The sequence below is a fragment of the Bradyrhizobium quebecense genome, assembly GCF_013373795.3.
Lineage (GTDB): Bacteria > Pseudomonadota > Alphaproteobacteria > Rhizobiales > Xanthobacteraceae > Bradyrhizobium > Bradyrhizobium quebecense.
Genome location: NZ_CP088022.1, coordinates 6,046,782 through 6,067,702, shown reverse-complemented (window position 1 = coordinate 6,067,702; position 20,921 = coordinate 6,046,782). Strand labels below are relative to the sequence as shown.

23 protein-coding genes and 1 pseudogene are annotated in these 20,921 nt (G+C 65.0%); 15 read left to right on the top strand and 9 right to left on the bottom strand.

The window, feature by feature from the left end; all coding sequences use genetic code 11:
* Positions 1-58: 58 nt before the first annotated feature.
* A complete protein-coding gene (locus HU230_RS29300) occupies positions 59-2,272 on the top strand; it encodes a 3-hydroxyacyl-CoA dehydrogenase NAD-binding domain-containing protein (protein WP_176528829.1) in 2,214 nt (737 codons plus the stop codon).
* A gap of 323 nt (positions 2,273-2,595) precedes the next feature.
* Here the strand turns inward: HU230_RS29300 and HU230_RS29295 are convergent, their stop codons facing one another.
* On the bottom strand, positions 2,596-2,823 hold the full coding sequence (locus HU230_RS29295; RefSeq protein ID WP_176528830.1) for a hypothetical protein: 228 nt from the start codon (positions 2,821-2,823) through the stop codon (positions 2,596-2,598).
* A gap of 398 nt (positions 2,824-3,221) precedes the next feature.
* Positions 3,222-3,839, bottom strand: a complete 618-nt coding sequence (gstA, locus tag HU230_RS29290) for a glutathione transferase GstA (protein WP_176528831.1) — start codon at positions 3,837-3,839, stop codon at positions 3,222-3,224.
* 130 nt (positions 3,840-3,969) lie between these two features.
* Here gstA and HU230_RS29285 point away from each other — a divergent pair, with 130 nt between their 5' ends.
* The 3 genes and pseudogenes from HU230_RS29285 to HU230_RS29275 all read left to right on the top strand — a co-directional run bounded on the left by HU230_RS29285 (position 3,970) and on the right by HU230_RS29275 (position 6,655).
* On the top strand, positions 3,970-4,494 hold the full coding sequence (locus HU230_RS29285) for a MarR family winged helix-turn-helix transcriptional regulator (RefSeq protein ID WP_092119179.1): 525 nt from the start codon (positions 3,970-3,972) through the stop codon (positions 4,492-4,494).
* Between the two features lie 93 nt (positions 4,495-4,587).
* A pseudogene (locus HU230_RS29280) lies at positions 4,588-5,957 on the top strand (glutamate--cysteine ligase).
* Between the two features lie 143 nt (positions 5,958-6,100).
* A complete protein-coding gene (locus HU230_RS29275) occupies positions 6,101-6,655 on the top strand; it encodes a PAN domain-containing protein (protein ID WP_176528833.1) in 555 nt (184 codons plus the stop codon).
* A gap of 219 nt (positions 6,656-6,874) precedes the next feature.
* On the opposite strand, the gene HU230_RS29270 is transcribed toward HU230_RS29275, so the two are convergent.
* The 5 genes from HU230_RS29270 to HU230_RS29250 all read right to left on the bottom strand — a co-directional run bounded on the left by HU230_RS29270 (position 6,875) and on the right by HU230_RS29250 (position 10,824).
* On the bottom strand, positions 6,875-7,441 hold the full coding sequence (locus HU230_RS29270) for a nucleotidyltransferase family protein (RefSeq protein WP_176528834.1): 567 nt from the start codon (positions 7,439-7,441) through the stop codon (positions 6,875-6,877).
* A gap of 102 nt (positions 7,442-7,543) precedes the next feature.
* Positions 7,544-7,888, bottom strand: coding sequence for an MmcQ/YjbR family DNA-binding protein (locus HU230_RS29265; protein WP_176528835.1), 345 nt, complete (start codon positions 7,886-7,888; stop codon positions 7,544-7,546).
* Positions 7,889-7,898: 10 nt separating this feature from the next.
* The gene (gene lepB / locus HU230_RS29260) at positions 7,899-8,669 is read right to left on the bottom strand and encodes a signal peptidase I (RefSeq protein ID WP_166211180.1); all 771 of its coding nucleotides are present in this window, start codon (positions 8,667-8,669) and stop codon (positions 7,899-7,901) included.
* On the bottom strand, positions 8,669-10,093 hold the full coding sequence (gene tldD / locus HU230_RS29255) for a metalloprotease TldD (RefSeq protein ID WP_176528836.1): 1,425 nt from the start codon (positions 10,091-10,093) through the stop codon (positions 8,669-8,671). The genes lepB and tldD overlap by 1 nt, the downstream gene beginning before the upstream one ends.
* A 272-nt stretch (positions 10,094-10,365) precedes the next feature.
* Entirely contained in the window at positions 10,366-10,824 is a 459-nt protein-coding gene (locus HU230_RS29250) for a winged helix-turn-helix transcriptional regulator (protein WP_176528837.1), read from the bottom strand.
* Positions 10,825-10,958: 134 nt separating this feature from the next.
* Between HU230_RS29250 and HU230_RS29245 the strand changes: the two genes are divergently transcribed.
* From HU230_RS29245 to HU230_RS29235, 3 genes are read left to right on the top strand one after another with little or no spacing between them, the layout of a single operon-like run.
* Entirely contained in the window at positions 10,959-11,351 is a 393-nt protein-coding gene (locus tag HU230_RS29245) for a DoxX family protein (RefSeq protein ID WP_176528838.1), read from the top strand.
* Between the two features lie 10 nt (positions 11,352-11,361).
* Positions 11,362-11,865, top strand: a complete 504-nt coding sequence (locus HU230_RS29240) for a DsrE family protein (RefSeq protein WP_176528839.1) — start codon at positions 11,362-11,364, stop codon at positions 11,863-11,865.
* Between the two features lie 35 nt (positions 11,866-11,900).
* Positions 11,901-12,521 (top strand): TlpA family protein disulfide reductase, encoded by a 621-nt coding sequence (locus HU230_RS29235; RefSeq protein WP_224943685.1) that lies wholly within the window; start codon positions 11,901-11,903, stop codon positions 12,519-12,521.
* On the opposite strand, the gene HU230_RS29230 is transcribed toward HU230_RS29235, so the two are convergent.
* Positions 12,518-13,045, bottom strand: a complete 528-nt coding sequence (locus HU230_RS29230) for an invasion associated locus B family protein (RefSeq protein WP_176528840.1) — start codon at positions 13,043-13,045, stop codon at positions 12,518-12,520. The two genes, HU230_RS29235 and HU230_RS29230, sit on opposite strands and share 4 nt — an antisense overlap.
* Before the next feature lie 487 nt (positions 13,046-13,532).
* Here HU230_RS29230 and coxB point away from each other — a divergent pair, with 487 nt between their 5' ends.
* From coxB to HU230_RS29190, 8 genes are all read left to right on the top strand, one after another.
* Positions 13,533-14,372, top strand: a complete 840-nt coding sequence (gene coxB / locus HU230_RS29225; protein ID WP_176528841.1) for a cytochrome c oxidase subunit II — start codon at positions 13,533-13,535, stop codon at positions 14,370-14,372.
* 111 nt (positions 14,373-14,483) lie between these two features.
* Positions 14,484-16,100 (top strand): cytochrome c oxidase subunit I, encoded by a 1,617-nt coding sequence (ctaD, locus tag HU230_RS29220; protein ID WP_176528842.1) that lies wholly within the window; start codon positions 14,484-14,486, stop codon positions 16,098-16,100.
* Positions 16,101-16,162: 62 nt separating this feature from the next.
* On the top strand, positions 16,163-17,101 hold the full coding sequence (locus HU230_RS29215; protein ID WP_176528843.1) for a heme o synthase: 939 nt from the start codon (positions 16,163-16,165) through the stop codon (positions 17,099-17,101).
* A gap of 38 nt (positions 17,102-17,139) precedes the next feature.
* Entirely contained in the window at positions 17,140-17,304 is a 165-nt protein-coding gene (locus HU230_RS29210; protein ID WP_176528844.1) for a CoxF protein, read from the top strand.
* A gap of 5 nt (positions 17,305-17,309) precedes the next feature.
* Complete coding sequence (locus tag HU230_RS29205) at positions 17,310-17,948, top strand: cytochrome c oxidase assembly protein (RefSeq protein WP_176528845.1); 639 nt, start codon at positions 17,310-17,312, stop codon at positions 17,946-17,948.
* A gap of 54 nt (positions 17,949-18,002) precedes the next feature.
* Positions 18,003-18,899: a cytochrome c oxidase subunit 3 gene (locus HU230_RS29200; protein ID WP_092119134.1), complete on the top strand. Its 897-nt coding sequence runs from the start codon at positions 18,003-18,005 to the stop codon at positions 18,897-18,899.
* 63 nt (positions 18,900-18,962) lie between these two features.
* Positions 18,963-19,349, top strand: coding sequence for a DUF983 domain-containing protein (locus HU230_RS29195; RefSeq protein ID WP_092119130.1), 387 nt, complete (start codon positions 18,963-18,965; stop codon positions 19,347-19,349).
* Positions 19,346-20,167: an SURF1 family protein gene (locus tag HU230_RS29190; RefSeq protein ID WP_224943682.1), complete on the top strand. Its 822-nt coding sequence runs from the start codon at positions 19,346-19,348 to the stop codon at positions 20,165-20,167. The genes HU230_RS29195 and HU230_RS29190 overlap by 4 nt, the downstream gene beginning before the upstream one ends.
* Before the next feature lie 94 nt (positions 20,168-20,261).
* On the opposite strand, the gene HU230_RS29185 is transcribed toward HU230_RS29190, so the two are convergent.
* On the bottom strand, positions 20,262-20,918 hold the full coding sequence (locus tag HU230_RS29185) for a hypothetical protein (protein ID WP_176528846.1): 657 nt from the start codon (positions 20,916-20,918) through the stop codon (positions 20,262-20,264).
* Positions 20,919-20,921 lie beyond the last annotated feature (3 nt).

The window sequence follows — 20,921 nt, the reverse complement described above, 5'->3', positions numbered from 1 at the left end:
GAGGGCCTCGCAAGAGCGAGGCCACCTCGGGATGACGGAGAGATTGGGAGCGACTTACATGGCCTTCAAGAATTTCAAGTTCGACGTTGACGCCGACGGCATCGCGCTGGTCACCTGGGATATCCCCGGCCGCTCGATGAACGTGTTCGACGAGGTCTCGACCCGGGAGATCGACGACATCATCAAGCAGACGACGAGCGATGCCGCGATCAAAGGCGTTGTGATCACCTCGGCCAAGGAGGCGTTCTGCGCCGGCGCCGACCTCTCGATGCTCGAGGGCATGAACCGCAGCTACGCGCAGCTCTTCAAGGAGAAGGGCGAGGAAGCCGCGAACCAGATGCTGTTCGAGCAGAGCCGCCAGATGTCGCAGTCGTTCCGCGCGATCGAGACCTCGGGCAAGCCGTGGGTCGCCGCGATCAACGGCCTCGCGCTCGGCGGCGGTTTCGAGATCACGCTGGCCTGCCACTACCGCGTCGCGGCCGAGAACCCCAAGACTCGCCTCGGTCTGCCCGAGATCAAGGTCGGCCTGTTTCCCGGCGCCGGCGGTACCCAGCGCGTGCCGCGCCTGGTGTCGCCGCAGGACGCGATGCAATTGCTGCTCAAGGGCGAGGCGGTCAATCTGACCCGCGCCAAGGCGCTCAATCTGATTCACGCCGTCGTGCCCGCGGCCGATCTGATCAAGGCCGCGAAGGACTGGATCAAGGGCGGCGGCAAGGCGGTCGCGCCGTGGGACGAGAAGGGCTTCAAGCTGCCCGGCGGCCCCGTCTTCTCCAAGATGGGCATGCAGATGTTCCCGGCCGGCAACGCGATCTATCGCCGCGAGACCTACGACAATTATCCGGCCGCGCGCGCCATCATGAGCTGCGTCTATGAAGGCCTGCAGCTGCCGATCGACGCCGCGTTACGGGTCGAGTCGCGCTACTTCACGCAAATCCTGCGCTCGAAGGAAGGGGCTGCGATGATCCGCTCGCTGTTCCTGTCGATGCAGGAATTGAACAAGGGCGCGCGCCGCCCGGCGGGTGTGCCGCCGACCAAGGTGAAGAAGCTCGCCGTGATCGGCGCCGGCTTCATGGGCGCCAGCGTCGGCTATGTCTCGGCGCAGGCCGGCATCGACGTCGTGCTGGTCGATCGCGACCAGGACAGCGCCGACAAGGGCAAGGGCCACGCCAAGACCGTGGTCGACGGCCTGGTCGCGAAGGGCCGGATGAAGCAGGAGGCCGGCGACGCCATCCTCGCGCGCATCTCGGCCACTGCGGACTACAACGTGATCTCGGACTGCGACCTCGTCATCGAGGCGGTGTTCGAGGACCGCAAGGTCAAGGCCGACACCTATGCCAAGGCGCAGCCGCTATTGAAGTCGGGCGCGATCTTCGCCTCCAACACCTCGACGCTGCCGATCAATTCGCTGGCCGAGGAGTTCAAGGACCAGGGCAAGTTCATCGGCATCCACTTCTTCTCGCCGGTCGAGAAGATGATGCTGGTCGAGATCATCCTGGGCAAGAACACCGGCGACGTCGCGCTGGCGACCGCGCTCGACTATGTCCGCGCGATCGGCAAGACGCCCATTGTGGTGAACGATTCCCGCGGCTTCTTCGCCAACCGCTGCGTGATGCGCTACATCTCCGAGGGCAATGAGATGCTGCTCGAGGGCGTGCCGCCGGCCATGATCGAGAACACCGCCAAGATGGCCGGCATGCCGGTCGGGCCGCTGTCGCTGCAGGACGAGGTCGCGCTCGATCTCGGCCTGAAGATCACCAAGGCGACCGAGGCCGATCTCGGCCCCAACGCGATCGACCAGGCGCAGAAGAAACTGATGGTCGAGATGGTCGAGAAGCAGGGCCGCTTCGGCCGCAAGAACGGCAAGGGCTTCTACGATTATCCGGAGAAGGGCAAGGGTCAGAAGAGCCTGTGGCCGGGGCTCGCCGATCTGCAGCCGAAGCAGCTCGATCCCGACACGCTCAGCGTCGAGGAATTGAAGCAGCGCTTCCTGGTGGTGCAGGCGGTGGAAGCCGCGCGTACCGTCGAGGATCACGTCATCACCGACGTGCGCGAGGCGGATGTCGGCTCGATCCTCGGCTTCGGCTTCGCGCCGTTCACCGGCGGTGCGCTGTCCTACATCGACTTCATGGGCACCAAGAATTTCGTCGCGCTCTGCCACGCCTTCGAGAAGAAATACGGCTCGCGCTTCACGCCACCGAAGCTGCTCGAGGAGATGGCGGCCAAGGGCGAAACCTTCTACGGCCGCTTCCCGCCGAAGAAGCAGGCGGCGTGAGCGCCGTTACGTTTTGAGCCAACTCGCGCAGGATCAAGCCGGTCATCGACTCGACTTGATCCTGTTGCGTGACGGTCGCGCAGGTCAAAGTCCCGCCACGCTTGCTCCCCACTGGCACCATGCTGCTGGCATCACTCTTGCTGGTCGATCGCCAAGACGATCACCAAAGATGACGATCAGGGTTGGGGTGTCCTGCAATGCGTTCTGTGCTCAAGGAAGGTGCGGCTGAGGTCACCGGCAAGCATTCCGTCTCGCTCTCACCGCCGCGACGAGGGAATCCGCTGCGCTTGCGGGGCAAGGGTCCTTCCTGGTTCGGTCTGGTGCTACTCGTTCTGGCCGTGGACCTTGTGCTCGCGGCGGCCGCGTGGAATGCCGTCGACTTCTTCCGCCATTGAGCCGTCATGGTCCGGCGAGAGCACAGCGCCGGTGAGATAGGCGATCTGGTTGAATGCGAGGCAGGCGACGACGATCGGGGCGCCGGTGGCAAATGCATAGCCGTCGGATTGGAGCACGATTGCCGCGAGCACCGCGATCAGCGGCGACACCAGCATCAATGTCCAAACCCGAAAGTACAAACTGGTTGCCAGCCCAACGAGCGTGCTGGTCAATAAAAGCGTAGAGGCGATCGTCACATTTTTAGACCAACTGGACCGGAGGGCGCGCCGCAGGTCATAGTCGGTCAGTTGGATCGCACGAACAAGGAGAGGAACGCCCTCAGCCGGAAGTACACCGACTTAGTATTAATCGGTACAATGCAGGTCAAATTGAGACGTTCCGCACAGCTCGGAACCCGGACGCACTGCCGATGTCACCGCATGGAGGCCGTGCTCTCCAGGAGATGGGCCGGCTGCCAGCAGCGCCGTCGAGCCCGCCAGGTGCTGGCGCCACGCAGAGACAAGGGCCGGATCCTGATCCGGCCCTTTCACGTCTGATGAAACTGGCTCGAAGCTCAGGCCGCCTTCAGCAGGCCTTCCTTCTTCAGCGCTTCCTGCACCTTCGGGCGCGCCGCGACGCGGGCCTTGTAGGCCGTCACATTGGGCAGGCCGGAGAAGTCGAAGCCGAGGCGGTCTTGCGCCCACATCATCATGGTGAACAGGTAGCCGTCGGCGACCGTGAACTGGTTGCCCATCAGATAGTCGCGCCCGGCGAGCTGGCTCTCGACATATTTGAACTTGCCCATGGCGCGATCCTTGAAGAAGGCCTTGGCGTCGTCGGCCAGCACGGGCGAGAACATCGGACCGAGATTCTTGTGCAGCTCGGTCGTGATGTAGTTCAGCCATTCGAGCAGTTTGTAGCGCTCGTTGGAGTCCCGCGCCGGTGCCAGCTTCCGGTCGGCGACCCTGTCGGCGATCATCTGGATGATGATCGGCCCTTCGGTGACCATCTCGCCGGTATCCAGCGCCAGCGCGGGCACCTGGCCCTTGGGGTTCACTTGCAGGAAATCGTCGCCGTTTTCGAGCTTCTTGGCGCGCAGATCGACCTTGACCAGGTCGTAGGGCAGGCCGGCCTCGAGCAGGGCGATGTGGGGGGAGAGGGAGCAGGCACCGGGGGAGTAATAAAGCTTCATGGGGGTATTCCTTCCCTTGTTCTTGGCGTCCGGAGAGGGATTGCCTACATGCACCTGCATGAAATAGTCAAGATTGATGCAGATGCATTCAGTGCGGTACAGTCGGTGCCGGGACCTTATGGGCTAGACGATGAAACGCAAGCTATCGAGCGAGGCGACGGCCGCCTGGATCCGCCTGATGCGGGTGCCGAGCCGGGTGCTGGACTGCGTCGAGCAGGATTTGAAGAAGGCCGGCTTTCCGCCGCTCGCCTGGTATGACGCCTTGCTCGAGCTGTCGCGCGCGCCGTCGGGCGAACTGCGCCCGGTCGAGCTCGAGCGGCAGATGCTGATCCCGCAATATTCGACCTCGCGGCTGATCGACAAGCTGGTCGACGAGGGGCTTGCCGCCCGGCGCGAATGCAAGATCGACAAGCGCGGCCAGTTCGTCGAGATCACCGAGGCCGGTCGCGAGCTCCAGAAGAAGATGTGGAGCGCCTATTCGGCCGCGATCGACAAGCATGTCGGCTCCAAATTGTCCGATGCCGACGCGGCCAGGCTGTGCGGCCTGCTCGACCGTCTGGGCTGCTCCTGCGGCGACGCCAAAGGTGACACCAAGGTCGATGCGAAGAGCGATACCAAGGCCGCGCCGGCGCGAGACGGCGTGCCTGCCCGATGATATTCCTGATCCCATCATCCGCGGCCGTTGTGGCTCGCGGATGTCCCTGCCACCGCGCGCCTTCGATCGAAGCGCCCTTGAGTTGGATTTTCTATGGCGCGTGACCAGATCGACATGACGCCGCTGCAATCGCGCGACGAACTCGTGGCGTGGATTGAAGCCGGCGTGAAGCCCGAGTCCGAATTCCGGATCGGCACCGAGCACGAGAAGACCCCGTTCACGCTCGAGGGCCATCACCCCGTGCCCTATGAAGGCGCGAAGGGCATCGGCGCGCTGCTCGAAGGCATGAAGCTCCTGCTCGGCTGGGAGCCGATCATGGAGCGCGGCAACATCATCGGGCTCTATGACGTCACCGGCGGCGGCGCGATTTCGCTCGAGCCGGGCGGGCAGTTCGAATTGTCGGGCGCGCCGGTCGAGACCGTGCACCAGACGCAATCGGAGCTGATGGCGCATCTGGCGCAGGTGCGGGAGGTCGCGACCCCGCTCGGCATCGGCTTCCTGGGCCTCGGCATGACGCCGTCCTGGTCGCGGGCACAGATCCCCGTGATGCCCAAGGGCCGCTACAAGATCATGAGAAATTACATGCCGAAGGTCGGCAAATACGGCCTCGACATGATGTTCCGGACCTGCACGGTGCAGACCAATCTCGACTTCTCCTCCGAAGCCGACATGGTGAAGAAGCTGCGGGTATCGCTGGCGCTGCAGCCGGTCGCGACCGCGCTGTTCGCCAACTCGCCATTCACGGAAGGCAAGCTCAACGGCTTCCTCTCGTTCCGCTCCGAGATCTGGCGCGACACCGACAATGCGCGCTCTGGCATGATCCCGTTCGCGTTCGAGGACGGCATGGGCTTCGAGCGCTATGTCGATTACGCGCTCGACGTGCCGATGTATTTCGTCAAGCGCGGCGAGGAATATATCGACGTCTCCGGATCGTCGTTCCGCGACTTCTTCGCCGGCAAGAATGCCGCCTTCCCCGGCGAGCGCCCGACCTTGTCGGACTGGGCCAACCACCTGTCGACGATCTTCCCGAGGTGCGGCTGAAGCGTTACCTCGAGATGCGCGGCGCCGACGGCGTGCCGTGGGGCCGGCTGCCGGCGCTGCCGGCGTTCTGGGTCGGGCTGCTCTACGACAATGACAGCCTCGATGCCGCCTGGGACATCGTCCGGCATTGGACCGCGCCGGAGCGTCAGGCGCTGCGCGACGACGTGCCGCGTTTCGGCTTCAAGGCGCGGATCAAGGACCGCTATCTATTCGAGATTGCCAAGGAGTGCCTGATCCTGTCGCACGCCGGATTGCGGCGGCGCGGCCGGATCGATCATCTCGGACGCGACGAGAGCCGCTTCCTCGAACCGCTCGAGCGCATCATCGAGACCGGCCGCTCGCCGGCGGAGGAGATGCTGGAGAAGTTCAACGGCCCGTGGAAGGGCTCGGTGGAACCGGCCTATCAGGAGTACGCCTTCTAGTCCGCGCTTGGCCTGAATTCGGGTCCGGAACGCGCGCTGACGGCGGTGGTGTCGCACCCGCCGTTCATCAGCCGTACAGGTTCATGGCGTTCAAATGACGCCCCGCGAAGTGCGCGGGGCTGTGCGAATTTGAAAGCAATCTCATGGGGATAGGTCGCCTCTTTAGGGCGTGTGCGGTGATGTTCGCGGTTTTCGCGGCCGCTTTCGTCGCACGCCCGGCATTGGCGCAGACCAATTTCGACCGTCCCGGCGGCGACTACCTGAATGCGCCAGTGACATCAGGCGATCCCGCCGATTGCGCGCTCACCTGCGAGCGTGACCGCCGCTGCCGCGCCTGGAGCTTCAACTATCCGACCGACGCCAACAACGGCGCGGTGTGCTGGCTGAAGAACACCGTGCCGGCGCGGGTGCAGAACGTCTGCTGCGTCTCAGGGGTGCGTGGCGCGGGCGTGGTCGAACCGCGCAACGGCGCCATCGAAACCTCGATCGACCGCCTCGGCGGTGACTACAAGAATTTCGAGCTGAAGAGCAGTGACGGCGACGAGGCCTGCCAGGCCGCCTGCACCGCCGACAACAAGTGCCGCGCCTGGACCTACGCCCGGCCCGGCTATGCCGGCCGCGACGCGCATTGCTTCCTGAAGAAGGAGATCAAGCCGCCGCGCCGCAAGGCGGGGTTCACGTCCGGCGTGGTGCGCTGACGTCTCTCCACTTGCGCAACGACACCTCTCCCCTTGTGGGAGAGGTCGGATTGCATCGCCAGATGCAATCCGGGTGAGGGGTTCAGGTCTGTCCGTGAACTGAAGTCCCTCGAGAGACCGCGACCCCTCACCCGGACCGCATTGCGCTTCGCTTCATGCGCTCCGGCCTCTCCCACAAGGGGAGAGGCTGCATCTCTCAAGCGGATACAGCTTGAACGATCACTTCGCCGCCAGCACTGTGATCTCCGGCCACAACGCCTTCCACCGCGCCGCCTTCTTCGCATAGTTCGCCGCGGAAAAATTCGCGGTGAGGTTCGGCCGCACGATCATGCCGGCGACATCGTCGAAACCGTTCGGCGCATAGACGTCGTAACCATCGGTGCTGCGGCGGATGCCGATCTGCGTGGTCGCGGTGAGGAAGCGATCGATGCCGTCGGTTGAGCGCGACAGCGCGGGGTAGGGCAGGCCGTGCTTGTCGGGATACCAGAGATGGACCCGGGCCTGATTGCGCGCCTCGATCGCAACCCCGAGATGGCTGAGCCGTGCCTTCAGCGCGCGGATCACAGCGTCCTCGGCCTCCCACGACGTATCCGGATCGAAATAGAAGATGTCGTAGTCGCTGATGCCGTAATCGATCGGCCGGCCAGTCAGCGCATTCCACACGGTCTGCACCAGGCAGCCGGACACCAGCCAGGCGTCGGGCAGGGCAACGCGGTGTAGCTCGTCTGTGATCGCTTGATTGGCCGGGTTGCGCAGCGCGGCGGTGAGGAACTCGTCTTGCGTCATGCTTTTCCCCGTCATTGCGAGGAGCGAAGCGACGAAGCAATCCGTTGATCCGTTATGCCGTGACATGGATTGTTTCGCTGCGCTCGCAATGACGGATGAGAGTTATGCCATCGTCGCGTCGTAATCCCTGACCGCCTTCTTCGATGCCAGGGTGCGCCAGTGCCGGCGCAGCAACGGCTCGACGGTCGTGCGCTTGGCCTTCGACAGGCGGATCAGCACGATCGGATAATCACGGTAGTGATCGGTGAAGTAGAACACCGTCGGCTGGCTCTCGACCAGCATGTCGCGCTCGTCCGGCGGCACGCCGGGCATTACCAGGCGGTCGCCGTCCTCCTTGAGCCGCACCAGCATCTTCTTGCGCACCTTCAGCGCCGGTGTGCCGTAGGACGAGCCGTCCTCGATCTCCGGCCACGCCAGCACCAGGGTCCTGACGTCGTCGAAGGTCACGTTGGCGAGCTCACTGCACCGAGGTGAAGAAGCGTGCGAGGCGGAAGCCGGAGAGCCAGGTCCAGACCGGCTGGCTGCGGATGCCCATGTCCCAGGAACCGACCACTGCATCGGCGCGGCCGATCAGATTGTCGATCGGCAACAGGCCGACGCCGCCGTCGCGCACCGGCACGCGGCTGTCGGCGGAATTGTCCCTGTTATCGCCGAGCACGAACAGATTGCCGGGCGGCACCGTCACTTCGGCCGTGTTGTCGAGCCGTCCATTGTCGCGGATCTTGAAGATCGCGTGGCTGACGCCGTTCGGCAGCGTCTCGATATAGCGGTAGGCGTCCTCGCCGCCGCCGCGATCGTCCTCGGCAAAGCCGGTGCCGTCGGGCTTCAGCGCCGCCGGGTGATCGTTGATGAAGAGCTGGCCCTGCCGCATCTGGATGCGATCGCCGGGCAGCCCGACCACGCGCTTGACCCAGGCCTGCGAACGGTCGCCCGGCCAGCGGAACACGACAACGTCGCCGCGCTTCGGCGTCTCGCCGAACACGCGGCCGGTCTCCGGCAGCGTGATCTGGATCGGCAGCGACGCCGCGCCGTAGCCGTAGGGAAATTTCGAAGCGACCAGCGCGTCGCCGATCAGCAGCGTCGGTTCCATCGAGCCCGACGGCACGTAGAACGGCTCGGCGATCGCGCCCTTGGCGAGGAACACGACGGCCACGATCGCGGCCAGTTGCACGGCCTGCCCGCGCCAGCTGGTCGGCTTGGCCGTCACGACTTCGTTTCCGCTGCTCACTAGCCCGTTCCTCCGACCGTAATCCGTTCCATCCGCAGCGTCGGCTGGCCGACGCCGACCGGCACGCCCTGGCCGTTCTTGCCGCAGGTACCGATTCCCGTATCCAGCGCAAGATCGTTGCCGATCATGGTGATCCTGTGGAGATCGGTCGGTCCATTGCCGATCAGCATGGCGCCCTTCAGCGGCGCGCCGAGCTTGCCGTCCTCGATCTTGTAGGCCTCGGTGCACTGGAACACGTATTTGCCCGAGGTGATGTCGACCTGGCCGCCGCCGAAATTGGCGGCATACATGCCGTTCTTCACCGAGGCGATGATCTCGGCCGGGTCGCGGTCACCCGACAGCATGTAGGTGTTGGTCATGCGCGGCATCGGCACATGGGCATAGCTCTGCCGACGGCCGTTGCCGGTCGGCTTCATGCCCATCAGCCGGGCATTCTGGCGATCCTGCATGTAGCCGACCAAAACGCCGTCCTCGATCAGCACGGTGCGGTTGGTCGGCGTGCCCTCGTCGTCGATCGACAGCGAGCCGCGGCGCGATGCCATGGTGCCGTCATCGACCACGGTGACGCCCTTGGCTGCGACCTGCTGGCCCATCAGGCCGGCGAAAGCGGAGGTCTGCTTGCGGTTGAAATCGCCCTCGAGCCCGTGGCCGACGGCTTCATGCAGCATCACGCCGGGCCAGCCGGCGCCGAGTACGACATCCATCTCGCCGGCGGGCGCCGGCACCGATTCGAGATTGACCAGCGCCTCGCGCAGCGCGCCGTCGGCGGCATCGCGCCAGGCCTTGGTCTCGATGAAGCGCGCATAGCCCTCGCGGCCGCCATAGCCTTTGCTGCCGCTCTCCTGCCGGTCGCCCTGGCCGGCGACCACGGAGATATTGACGCGCACCAGCGGACGGATGTCGCGATAGCTCTCGCCGTCGGGCCGCAGGATCTCCACCACCTGCCAGGTCGCGGTGAGGCTGGCCGAGACCTGCCGCACCCGCGGGTCCTTGTCGCGGACATAGGCGTCGATCTCGCCGAGCAGTTTTACTTTTGCCTCGAATGCCGGGCCATCGAGTGGATTCTCGTCGCCGTAAAGTTTGATGTTGGTGTGGGCCGGCGCCGCGGCAAACGTGCCGGCATAGCCGCCGCGCACAGCCGCGACCGCATCCGCGGCGCGGATCAATGCCGGGATCGAGACATCGGAGGAATGCGCGTAGCCGACCGCGTCGTCCTTGACGGCGCGCAGGCCAAAACCCTGCGAGGTGTCGTAGGTCGCCTGCTTCAGCCGGCCGTTGTCGAACACCAGCGCCTCGGTCTGCCCGAACTCCAGGAACAGCTCGCCGTCGTCGGCACCTTCAAGTCCGCGGGACACCTCGCGGCGGACGGCATCGCGGTCCAGATTGGCGCGGTCGAGCAGGGAGGTGGTGGCAGGATTGGTCATGGTCACTCCGACGCAATGCGATTCCTTGGCGATTCCTTGTCATCCTTGCCTGAAGCGCAGCCGATTGCCAGTGCGGAACCCGGAAGCAGGACTTTCGGGCGATTGAAGCAGAGACGAGCGGAAAACTCACCTTACAACCCGGAAACCTGTGCCGGTCCCGGTTCAGGCCTGGACGGCGATCGGCAAAGATAGTGTTTGGGGTGGCAAACCGGGAGTGCCTGCGGCTATCCGGTCGATCACGGCAGCCCCACGCGATTGTCACCTTGTCGTCATCAGCCAGCCCGCCGATCCGCCTTCCGCTGCTGGCCCTCCGGCGCGATGCCGTCGCTCGACGGTTCAGGCTTCGGCTGCGCGGCACCCTGCGCCGAGGTCGGAAAACCATGCTCCTGCGCCCACCGGTACAGCTCGTCGAACACCGGTTTGAGCGCCTTGGCTGACGGCGTCATCTCGTACTCAACCCGCGGCGGCACCTCGGGATAGACCGTGCGCTTGACCAGGCCATTGGCCTCGAGATCGCGCAGTTGGGTGGTCAGCATGTGCTGGGTCACGCCGGGGATCGCCTGCCGCAATTCGCCGAACCGGCGCTTGCGCTCGACCAGTTGCCAGAGGATGTCGCCCTTCCATTTCCCGGCCAGCACCGACAGCGCCCGATGAAATTGCGCTGACAGGTCGCCGTTGCACGGCTCGGACGCCGCCGGAGGCTCGGCGGGTTCAATAGTCAGTTTTTTCATACTACCTCACAAAAAGCATCCTACTTGTTCTTTTCATCTTACTCCCGAATTTAATGCATCGAAAGCCGTGGGCCGTCGCCGAATGGGCGGGTGGCCGCGCGGTCCGGTCGATTCGAACATATGGGGAGTCATCCATGTCAGTTGCCGTTGCCGCAGCGCCATCGCGCTGGAAATCCGTCACGCTGTGGGTCGTCAGGGGATTGCTCGCGCTTGCCTTTGCCGCCGCCGGTGCGGCCAAGCTCTATGGCGTGCCGATGCTGGTCGAGGAATTCGAGCATATCGGGCTCGGCCAGTGGTTCCGCTATTTCACGGGATCGTTGGAGCTGCTCGGCGCGGTCCTGATCCTGGTGCCGCCGGTCGCAGCCTTCGGCGGCCTGCTGCTGAGCTGCATCATGGTCGGCGCCACCATCGCGCATCTGTTCCTGATCGGGGGCTCGCCGGTGCCCGCCCTCGTGCTGCTGACGTTGAGCGCGATCGTCGCCTACGCCAAGCGCAGCCAATTCGGCTTGCTCGCGAGCTTGCCGTGAGCTGGCCGCGATGCGCTTCTCTCGCCGCATCCTGACGCTGGCCGCGGGGCTCGCACTGGCCTTCGCGGTGCCGTTCGCCGTGACATTGCTGCTGACCGGCCCGGTCGCGGCCGTCTCCAAAGTCGAGCTGAAGAAGCCCGAGCCGCGCGTGCACCATGTGGTGCTGCCGATCAACTCGAACGATCCGACCACGATGCGGGCGCTGATCTCGACCGCGCTCAATCTTCCGAAATATTATCGGGAGCGCAACGAGCCGTTCGAGATCGAGGTCGTCGCCTACAATGCCGGTGTCCACATGCTGCGCGCCGATACCTCGCCGGTGAAGGACCTGTTGCGGGTGGTTCGGGGGCTCACGCCGGACATCCGCTTCGTGGTCTGCGAAGCCACCAAGCTCTGCATGGAGCGTGCCGAGGGGCATCCGCTGGTCCTGCTCGACAATGTCGATCTGGTGCCGAACGGGCCCGGACGCATCATCGAATTGCAGGAAGCCGGCTGGTCCTACATCCGGTCCTGAGCGATCTGGCCATCAACGCAAGCGGAGTAAACGTCATGACTTCTGTTCAGGTGCCCACCCGCCGCGCCGTCGTCGCCGGCATGATCGGCGCCGGCGTCTCGCTCGCGATGCCGGCAGCACGCCTCGGCGCAGCGTCGGGACCGCCGCCGTTCGGCACCATCCGCCACCAGTTCACGCTGGTTCAAGGCGCCCGCCCGGTGCCGCAGGTGGCGATACTGGCGCTCGCCGGCGGCGCGCTCGATCTCACCTCGTTCAAGGGCAGACTGGTGCTGGCGAACTTCTGGGCCACCTGGTGCGCGGCGTGCCGGAGCGAACTGCCGATGCTGGATCGCCTCGCCGCCAGCGGCCGTAGCGATCTTGCGGTCATCGCTGTCAGCACCGATCGCAACCGCGCGCTGGTCGCGCCCTATGTCAAGCAGCTCAAGCTCCGCCACCTTGCGATCGGCTTCGATCCCGGTGGCCTCGTGTCGCGCGTCGACGCCGCCGAGCTCGACACGCCGTTCGCGCTCTACGGCATGCCGATCTCGTTCCTGATCGGCGTCACCGGACAGGTCGAGGGCTACATGACGGGAGAGGCGGACTGGCTGTCCGCGGAGGCGAGCGGGCTGTTCGACTATTATGCGGGCGGTGAGCTTGGGGCGCAGCAGTCACCCTAGGGCAATTTGTCATACCCCTCCGCCAGGCCATTCAGGCTGAGCGGAAAGCCGATGCCCTCTTCCGGGGTCTCGAAGATGATGAACGTCGCGGTCTTGGCGTTCTTGAGCTGGCCGAGCAGCTTGTCGTCCATCACGACCTCGGCGACGCAGCCATTGGGCAGGCATCTGACGAAACCGGCGCGGCCGACGTCCTGGTTGTCGAGCTTCAGGCCAAGGCCGGAGGGCAAGAGCACGCCGAGCGGGGCGACCACGCGCATCAGGCGGCTCTTCTGGTCGGCGGTCTTCAGCACGATCACGGTCAGGCCGGCATTGGAGCGGTCTTCGGCTACCACGCTCTGGATCAGCGCGCATTGCTCGGCCTGGGCGCCGGGCGGAGTGTCGCAGCGGATCTGCCAGTCGCCATGGACCGAGCGCACCGCGCCCTGCGCGTTCGCGGGCTGGGTCAGGCCGAGAGAAAGGGCCAGAATCAGCAGGCCGCCGAGCCAGCCGGCCTTTCGTTCTGCCTGAATTTTCGAAGCGCCCATCCGGGGTCGATCCTTTGATTGTTCGGTCGGTCCGGCCGTCGAGGCCGCCGGGTAGCACGCATCAGTCGACTGATACCGCAATTGGGCGCCTTGAAGGCGATCTTGAAGCCATTCGCGCGCCGGATTGGGGCAGCCCGCAGCGAATCAGGTTCCTGCGGGCCATCCCGTCTGTGCGTACATCCGGTAATCCACCTGTCAACAGTGCGCGGCGCTGTTTCGGCGACTTTCGCTTGATTTTGCGGGAAAATTCGCAAGCGGCAGCTTCATCGCACGCGCATGGCTTTCGGCCGTACTACTGCATTGCGAGCGCCTGCGAATTATGGTTTGAGAGGCTGGATTTCGACGCGTTCTAGCGATCTGGCTCCCGTACCCACCTTGACTCAGAGACGGGTATGTCCGGAAGGCCATTTGTCAGGGCGGATCGTGCTGTATCTCCGGTCACGTGCCGGGGGTGCGTTGGGGAATAATGCAAGGGAGCGCGAACGGCATGAAGATGTCGATTGGCCGGTTGGGCAGGCAATTGCTGGGGTTGGCGGTGGCGGGTGTGGCGTCAGTCGCCGCGGGATCGGCCCTCGCCGAAATGGGGCAGCCGGCGCCGTGGGAGCACACGCTGCAGGAAGCCGCGACCCCGGTGATGGAAAACATCATCTGGTTTCATAATTTCCTGCTGGTGCTGATCACCGTCATCACCCTGTTCGTGCTGGCGCTGCTCGTCATCGTGGTGGTGAAGTTCAACGCCAAGGCCAACCCGGTCCCCTCCAGGACCACCCACAACACCCTGATCGAAGTGGCCTGGACGCTGATCCCGGTCCTGATCCTGGTCGGCATCGCGGTGCCGTCCTTCCGTCTCCTGTTCCTGGAGCTCGACGTGCCGAAGCCGGACCTGACCGTGAAGGTCACCGGCAAGCAGTGGTATTGGTCCTACGCCTACCCGGATAACGGCAAGTTCGAGTTCGACTCGCTGCTCGACAAGGACAAGCAGCCCCGGCTGCTCGGCGTCGACAACGAGATGGTGGTCCCGGTCAACAAGGTGGTGCGGATCCAGACCACCGGCGCCGATGTGATCCACTCCTTCGCGGTGCCGGCCTTCGGCGTGAAGATCGACTCGGTCCCCGGCCGCCTCAACGAGAGCTGGTTCAAGGCCACCAAGACCGGTGTGTTCTACGGCCAATGCTCGGAACTGTGCGGCAAGGACCATGCCTTCATGCCGATCGCGGTGCGGGTCGTCAGCGACCAGGAATTCGCGACCTGGGTTGAAGGGGCCAAGAAGAAGTTTGCGACCAACCCGGCGAATTCCTACGCCTCGGCTGGTCAGGCGGCGCAGTAAGCCCCAAGGGTTAAGGCCCCAAGGCTTAAGGCCCCAAGGCTTGCGGTGCGGATGGAATAAGGGCGATGGGACCGCAAGGTCCAAGAGGGACTGCAAGGCAGGATTTTGAACATGGCGACAGGCGCAGCGACACACGACGATCACGCCCATGATGATCACGCCCACCATCCGACCGGATGGCGGCGCTATCTCTACTCCACGAACCACAAGGATATCGGTACGATGTACCTTGTCTTTGCGGTGATCGCGGGCATCATCGGCGCTGCGATGTCGATCGCGATCCGTGCCGAGTTGATGTACCCGGGCGTCCAGATATTCCACGAAACGCACACTTATAACGTGTTCGTGACCTCGCACGGTCTGATCATGATCTTCTTCATGGTCATGCCGGCGATGATCGGCGGGTTCGGCAACTGGATGGTGCCGCTGATGATCGGCGCGCCGGACATGGCGTTCCCACGCATGAACAACATCTCGTTCTGGCTGCTGCCGGCCTCGTTCGCGCTGCTGCTGCTGTCCACCTTCGTCGAGGGTGAGCCGGGCGCCAACGGCGTCGGTGCGGGCTGGACCATGTACGCGCCGCTGTCGACCTCGGGCCATCCGGGACCTGCGGTCGATTTCGCGATCCTGTCGCTGCATCTCGCCGGTGCGTCGTCGATCCTCGGTGCCATCAACTTCATCACCACGATCTTCAACATGCGCGCGCCGGGCATGACCCTGCACAAGATGCCGCTGTTCGTGTGGTCGATCCTGGTGACCGTGTTCCTGCTGCTGTTGTCGCTGCCGGTGCTCGCCGGTGCGATCACCATGCTGCTGACCGACCGCAATTTCGGCACCGCCTTCTTTGCGGCCGACGGCGGCGGCGATCCCGTGCTGTTCCAGCACCTGTTCTGGTTCTTCGGCCACCCCGAAGTGTACATCCTGATCCTGCCCGCCTTCGGCATGGTTAGCCAGATCGTCTCCACCTTCTCGCGCAAGCCCGTGTTCGGCTATCTCGGCATGGCCTACGCCATGGTCGCGATCGGCGGCATCGGCTTCGTGGTGTGGGCGCACCACATGTACACTGTCGGCATGTCGTCGGCGACGCAGGCCTACTTCGTCGCCGCCACGATGGTGATCGCGGTGCCGACCGGCGTGAAGATCTTCTCCTGGATCGCCACGATGTGGGGCGGCTCGATCGAGTTCAAGGCGCCGATGATCTGGGCGATCGGCTTCATCTTCCTGTTCACCGTCGGCGGCGTCACCGGCGTCGTGCTGGCCAATGCCGGCGTCGACCGCGTGCTGCAGGACACCTATTACGTGGTGGCGCACTTCCACTACGTGCTGTCGCTCGGCGCCGTATTCGGCATCTTCGCCGGCTGGTACTACTGGTTCCCGAAGATGTTCGGCTACATGTACTCGGAGCGGATCGCCAAGGCCCACTTCTGGTTCACCTTCATCGGCGTCAACCTGGTGTTCTTCCCGCAGCACTTCCTCGGCCTGTCGGGCATGCCTCGCCGCTACGTCGACTATCCGGATGCGTTCGCCGGCTGGAACCTGATCTCCTCCTGGGGCTCCTACATCTCCGGCATCGGCGTGCTGATCTTCATCTACGGCGTGATCGATGCCTTCGTCCGCAAGGAGCAGGCTGCGAACAATCCGTGGGGCGCGGGTGCGACCACGCTGGAGTGGACGCTGACCTCGCCGCCGCCGTTCCACCAGTTCGAAGTGCTGCCTCGCGTGCAGTAAGTCCAAGACAACGCGGCGCACCCTGGGTGCGCCGCGCCTTTTGAGAGAAGTGAGACCTGATCTTGTCGGTTGTCGATCACAACGCCATCGAGCTGCCCCGGATTTCCGAGGCCGAAGTGGGCGACTACATCGCGCTATTGAAGCCGCGCGTGATGTCGCTGGTGATCTTCACCGCGCTGGTCGGGCTGATGATCGCGCCGGTGCATGTCCATCCGGTGCTGGCATTCACCTCGATCCTCTGCATCGCGGTCGGGGCCGGCGCCTCGGGCGCGCTCAACATGGCCTATGAGAGCGACGTCGACGCCTTGATGTCGCGCACCGCCAACCGGCCGATCCCGCGCGGCCGGATCACCTCGGCCGAGGCCGCCGCCTTCGGCCTGACGCTCGCCTTCTTCTCGGTGATGACGCTCGGCATTCTGGTCAACTGGGTCGCGGGCGGGCTGCTTGCCTTCACCATCTTCTTCTATGCCGTGATCTACACGATGCTGCTGAAGCGCTGGACCGCGCAGAACATCGTGATCGGCGGTGCCGCCGGCGCGCTGCCGCCGGTGGTGGCTTGGGCGGCCGCGACCGGCTCGCTCTCGGTCGAGCCGATCCTGCTGTTCCTGATCATCTTCTTCTGGACCCCGCCGCACTTCTGGGCGCTGGCGCTGTTCCGCAGCGACGACTATGCGCGCGCCGGCATCCCGATGCTGCCGGTGGTCGCCGGTCCCGACGCGACCCGGCTGCAGATCCTGCTCTACACCATCGTGCTGGTCGCAATCGCGCTGGCGCCGTGGCCGCTCGGCTATTTCGACGCGATCTACGGCGTCACCTCGCTGGTAGCAGGTGCCGGCATGCTGTGGCTCGCGATCGAGGTCTATCGCCGCCGTGAGGGCGTTGCGGCCAACAAGGCGACGCGCCGGCTGTTCGCCTTCTCGATCCTCTATCTGTTCGCGCTGTTTGCCGTCCTCCTCGCCGAGGTGGTCGTCCGCGCGATCCTGCCTGTCTTCATCGGGTAGGGACGCCGGGGGGCAGGATGGGGGCGCATGGGATACCAATGGACGAGAAACGCGAACCAGAAGGAATCGTCCTCACCGAGGCGCAGCTCAAGAGCCGTCGCCAGCGCTCGATCGCCATTGCGCTCGCGCTCGGCGTCATGGTCGTGCTGTTCTTCGCCGTCACCCTCGTCAAGGGGCCGGCCGTGCTGGTGCGGCCGCTGTGAGTGAGATGGCAAACCAGAGCGCACCGCAGACTCCGCAAGGCGAGGGCGCCAAGGTCACGCGCCGCGGGCTGACGCGCGACGCCATGGTCGCGTCGATCTGCGGCTTCGTCGTGGTGCTGATGGTCGGCGCGTCCTACGCGGCCGTGCCGTTCTACAACTGGTTCTGCCGCACCACCGGCTTCAACGGCACCACCCAGGTCGCGACCTCGGTGCCGACGGATGCGCCGCTTGCGCGCACCATTTCGGTCAGCTTCGATTCCAACGTCGCGCCGGGCCTGCCCTGGAAGTTCGAGGCCGAGCAGAACACGATCGACGTCAAGATCGGCCAGGTCGTCACGGTCTATTACACCGTGACCAACCAGTCGGCGCGCGCCACGACAGGACAGGCTGCCTACAACGTCGCGCCACTGACGGTCGGCGCCTATTTCCAGAAGATCAACTGCTTCTGCTTCACCGAACAGACCATGGCGCCGGGCGAAAAGCGCGAGATGGCCGTGGTGTTCTATGTCGATCCTGCGCTGGCCAAGGACAGCGAGAACGACACGCTGAAGAACATCACTTTGTCCTACACCTTCTTCCCCGTGCGCGATGCCGCGCCGAAGCCCGTGGCTGCGGGCGAGGCGGAGCAGCGCAAGGGCGGCTAGTTCTGGAATTCAAGATTAAGACGTGCCTTGCGGCACGCGAATGGAGAGACGGCAATGGCTGAGGCGCAAGTCAAGCATCACGACTATCATCTCGTCGACCCGAGCCCGTGGCCGGTGGTCGGCTCGGTCTCGGCCTTCATCATGGCGCTCGGTGCGATCGGCTGGATGCACCACATGTTCTCCGCCGCGCCGATCGTGTTCGGCGTCGGCACCATCGGCGTGCTCTACACCATGGCAAGCTGGTGGGGCGACGTGATCAAGGAAGCCCAGTACAAGGGCGACCATACCCGTGTGGTGCAGATCAGCCACCGCTACGGCATGATCCTGTTCATCGCCTCCGAAGTGATGTTCTTCGTCGCCTGGTTCTGGGCGTTCTTCAATTCGGCGCTGTTCCCGGCCGATGCGGTGCACGCCACCCGCGATGCGGTGTTCGGCTGCGGCGCCGGCACGGCGATGGGCGCCTGCTCGGTCCCCGGCACTTGGCCGCCGCATGGCATCGAGACCTTCGATCCCTGGCATCTGCCGCTGCTCAACACGCTGCTGCTCCTGACCTCGGGCACGACCGTCACCTGGGCGCACCATGCGCTGCTGGAGAACGACCGCCAGGGCCTCAAGCAGGGCCTGATCCTCACCGTGATCCTCGGCGCCTGCTTCACCTGCGTGCAGGCCTATGAGTACGCCCATGCGACGTTCTCGTTCGGCGGCAACGTCTACGGCTCGACCTTCTTCATGGCGACCGGGTTCCACGGCTTCCACGTGCTGGTCGGCACCATCTTCCTCTTGGTCTGCCTGATCCGCGCCTATGCCGGCCACTTCACGCCGAAGCAGCACCTCGGCTTCGAGTTCGCCGCCTGGTACTGGCACTTCGTCGACGTGGTCTGGCTGTTCCTGTTCATCTGCATCTACGTCTGGGGCCACGGCGCCGAGTCCATGGCGCACGGCGCACACTAACCACACTGACGTGCTAATAGGGGGCGGCCCGATGGCCGCCCCCTTTGCTTTTGAAGAGAACCGATGACCGACACCCCGCCCACTGTGACCGAAAGCGCGCTGCGCGGCATCGCCTGCCGCTGCCCGCGCTGCGGCAAGGGCAAGCTCTATTCCGGCTTCCTGACGCTGGCGCCGCGCTGCCAGGCCTGCGGCCTCGACTTCGCCTTCATCGATGCCGGCGACGGTCCGGCGATCTTCGTCATCATGCTGGCCGGCGCCATCGTGGTCGCGGCGGCGCTGATCGTCGAGGTGAAGTACCAGCCGCCATTCTGGGTTCACGCCGCGCTGTGGCTACCGTTGATCGTGGTCACCACGATCCTGCCGCTGCGTTCGATGAAGGCGCTGCTGATCGCGCTGCAATTCCACCACAAGGCCGCCGAAGGCCAATTGATCGAGCGCGACCCGCAATGAATGATGCGACGAACAAGGCGTTTTCCAGCGAAGTGGGCACCGGTTCGCGCGGAGGAAACGCGTCAAAGGGCTCTCAGCGGCCGAGCGCGGCCGGCTTCGGTGTCTTCACGCTGATCCTGATCGCGGTGTTCATCGCCCTCGGCGTCTGGCAGTTGCAGCGCCGGGTGGAGAAGCATGCGCTGATCGCCGCGCTCGACGAGCGGCTGGCCGCCCCGACCGAGGCGCTGCCGCCGCCATCGGCGTGGCCTGCAGTGACCTCGGCCAAGGATGAATTCCGCCGCGTTACGCTGACCGCAACCTACGTCAAACAGCCGGACGCGATGGTCTTCAGCTCCGGCTCGGCGGTGCGCGACGATGTCGCGGGACCCGGCACCTGGGCGTTCCTGCCGGCCAAGCTCGCCAGCGGCGAGACCATCGTGATCAACACCGGCTTTGTCCAGAACACGATGCAGGACCGTGCCTTCGAGGATCGCGTCGCCGGCCGTCTCGTCACCGGCGCGCCGGTTGAGCTGACTGGTTACATCCGCTTTCCCGAGCCGCCGGGCCGGCTGACGCCGAAAGAAGATCTGCCGAAGCGGCTGTGGTTCGTGCGCGATCATCGCGCGATGGCGCAGGTGCTCGGTTGGGGCGAGGTCGCGCCGTTCTACATCGACCTCGAGGCGCCGGTGCCCGACAGCGCCACGCCAAAGCCCGGACCGCTCAAGGTGCGGCTCAAGGACGACCACATGCAGTACGCCATCACCTGGTTCTCGCTGGCCGCCGCGGTCACGATCGCCTTCGGCCTTTGGTGGCGCGGCCAACGCCGCCGGGTGGTCTGAGAGAGACGCGGTGATTGCTGCGGCGTGCTGCGCGGGCCTGCCCGGCTATTGCAAGCAGAAGCGCGATGACGATTCGACCCGATCTCATCGCGCGTTAGGTGGAGAGCGCCTGGCCGGCTCCTACCAGGCGGATCCACATGTCGCCCCATAGTGCGCCGAGAATCCCGGTCAGCACGAACGCCGTCCAGAACAGCGCGGGACGCGCGATCCGCGCCCATCGGGCCGCGGCGACCGCCGGCAGGCCGATCGCGACGGCCAGCAGCACGATGGACGAGCCGGTCTGGCCGGGGTCCACCACCCAGTCGGCCAACGAGCTGGCGAATGCCTGCGCCAGCATCGCGACGATCCAGAACGGAGTCTGGTCGCGGACCGTGCCGACGCAGAGAAATCCCGTTGTTCCCGCCACCCGGGCCCAGACGATCAGGGCGAGCGCGAACAGCGCCGCCAGCTGAACGGAGGCGACAAGATCGCCGATCCCGAGCGACCGGTCCGCCATATGGGCCAACGCCGCGCTGAGGACCAGGACGCCGACCAGCACCGGCCAGAAGGCGATCCGACCGGCACGGTCGCGCGCATACAGGACCCCGATCGACACCACGCCGGCCGCGGCCAGGACGTGGCTGCCCTTGCCCGCGACCGCATGGCCTCCGATTTCGCCCAGCATTGCGGCAAAGGTCCTGATCGCCCAGAAGCGGAACGCGGCCTCGCGCACTCCGCTCGTCCCTCGCATCTCTATGTGACGCATGTCCATGCG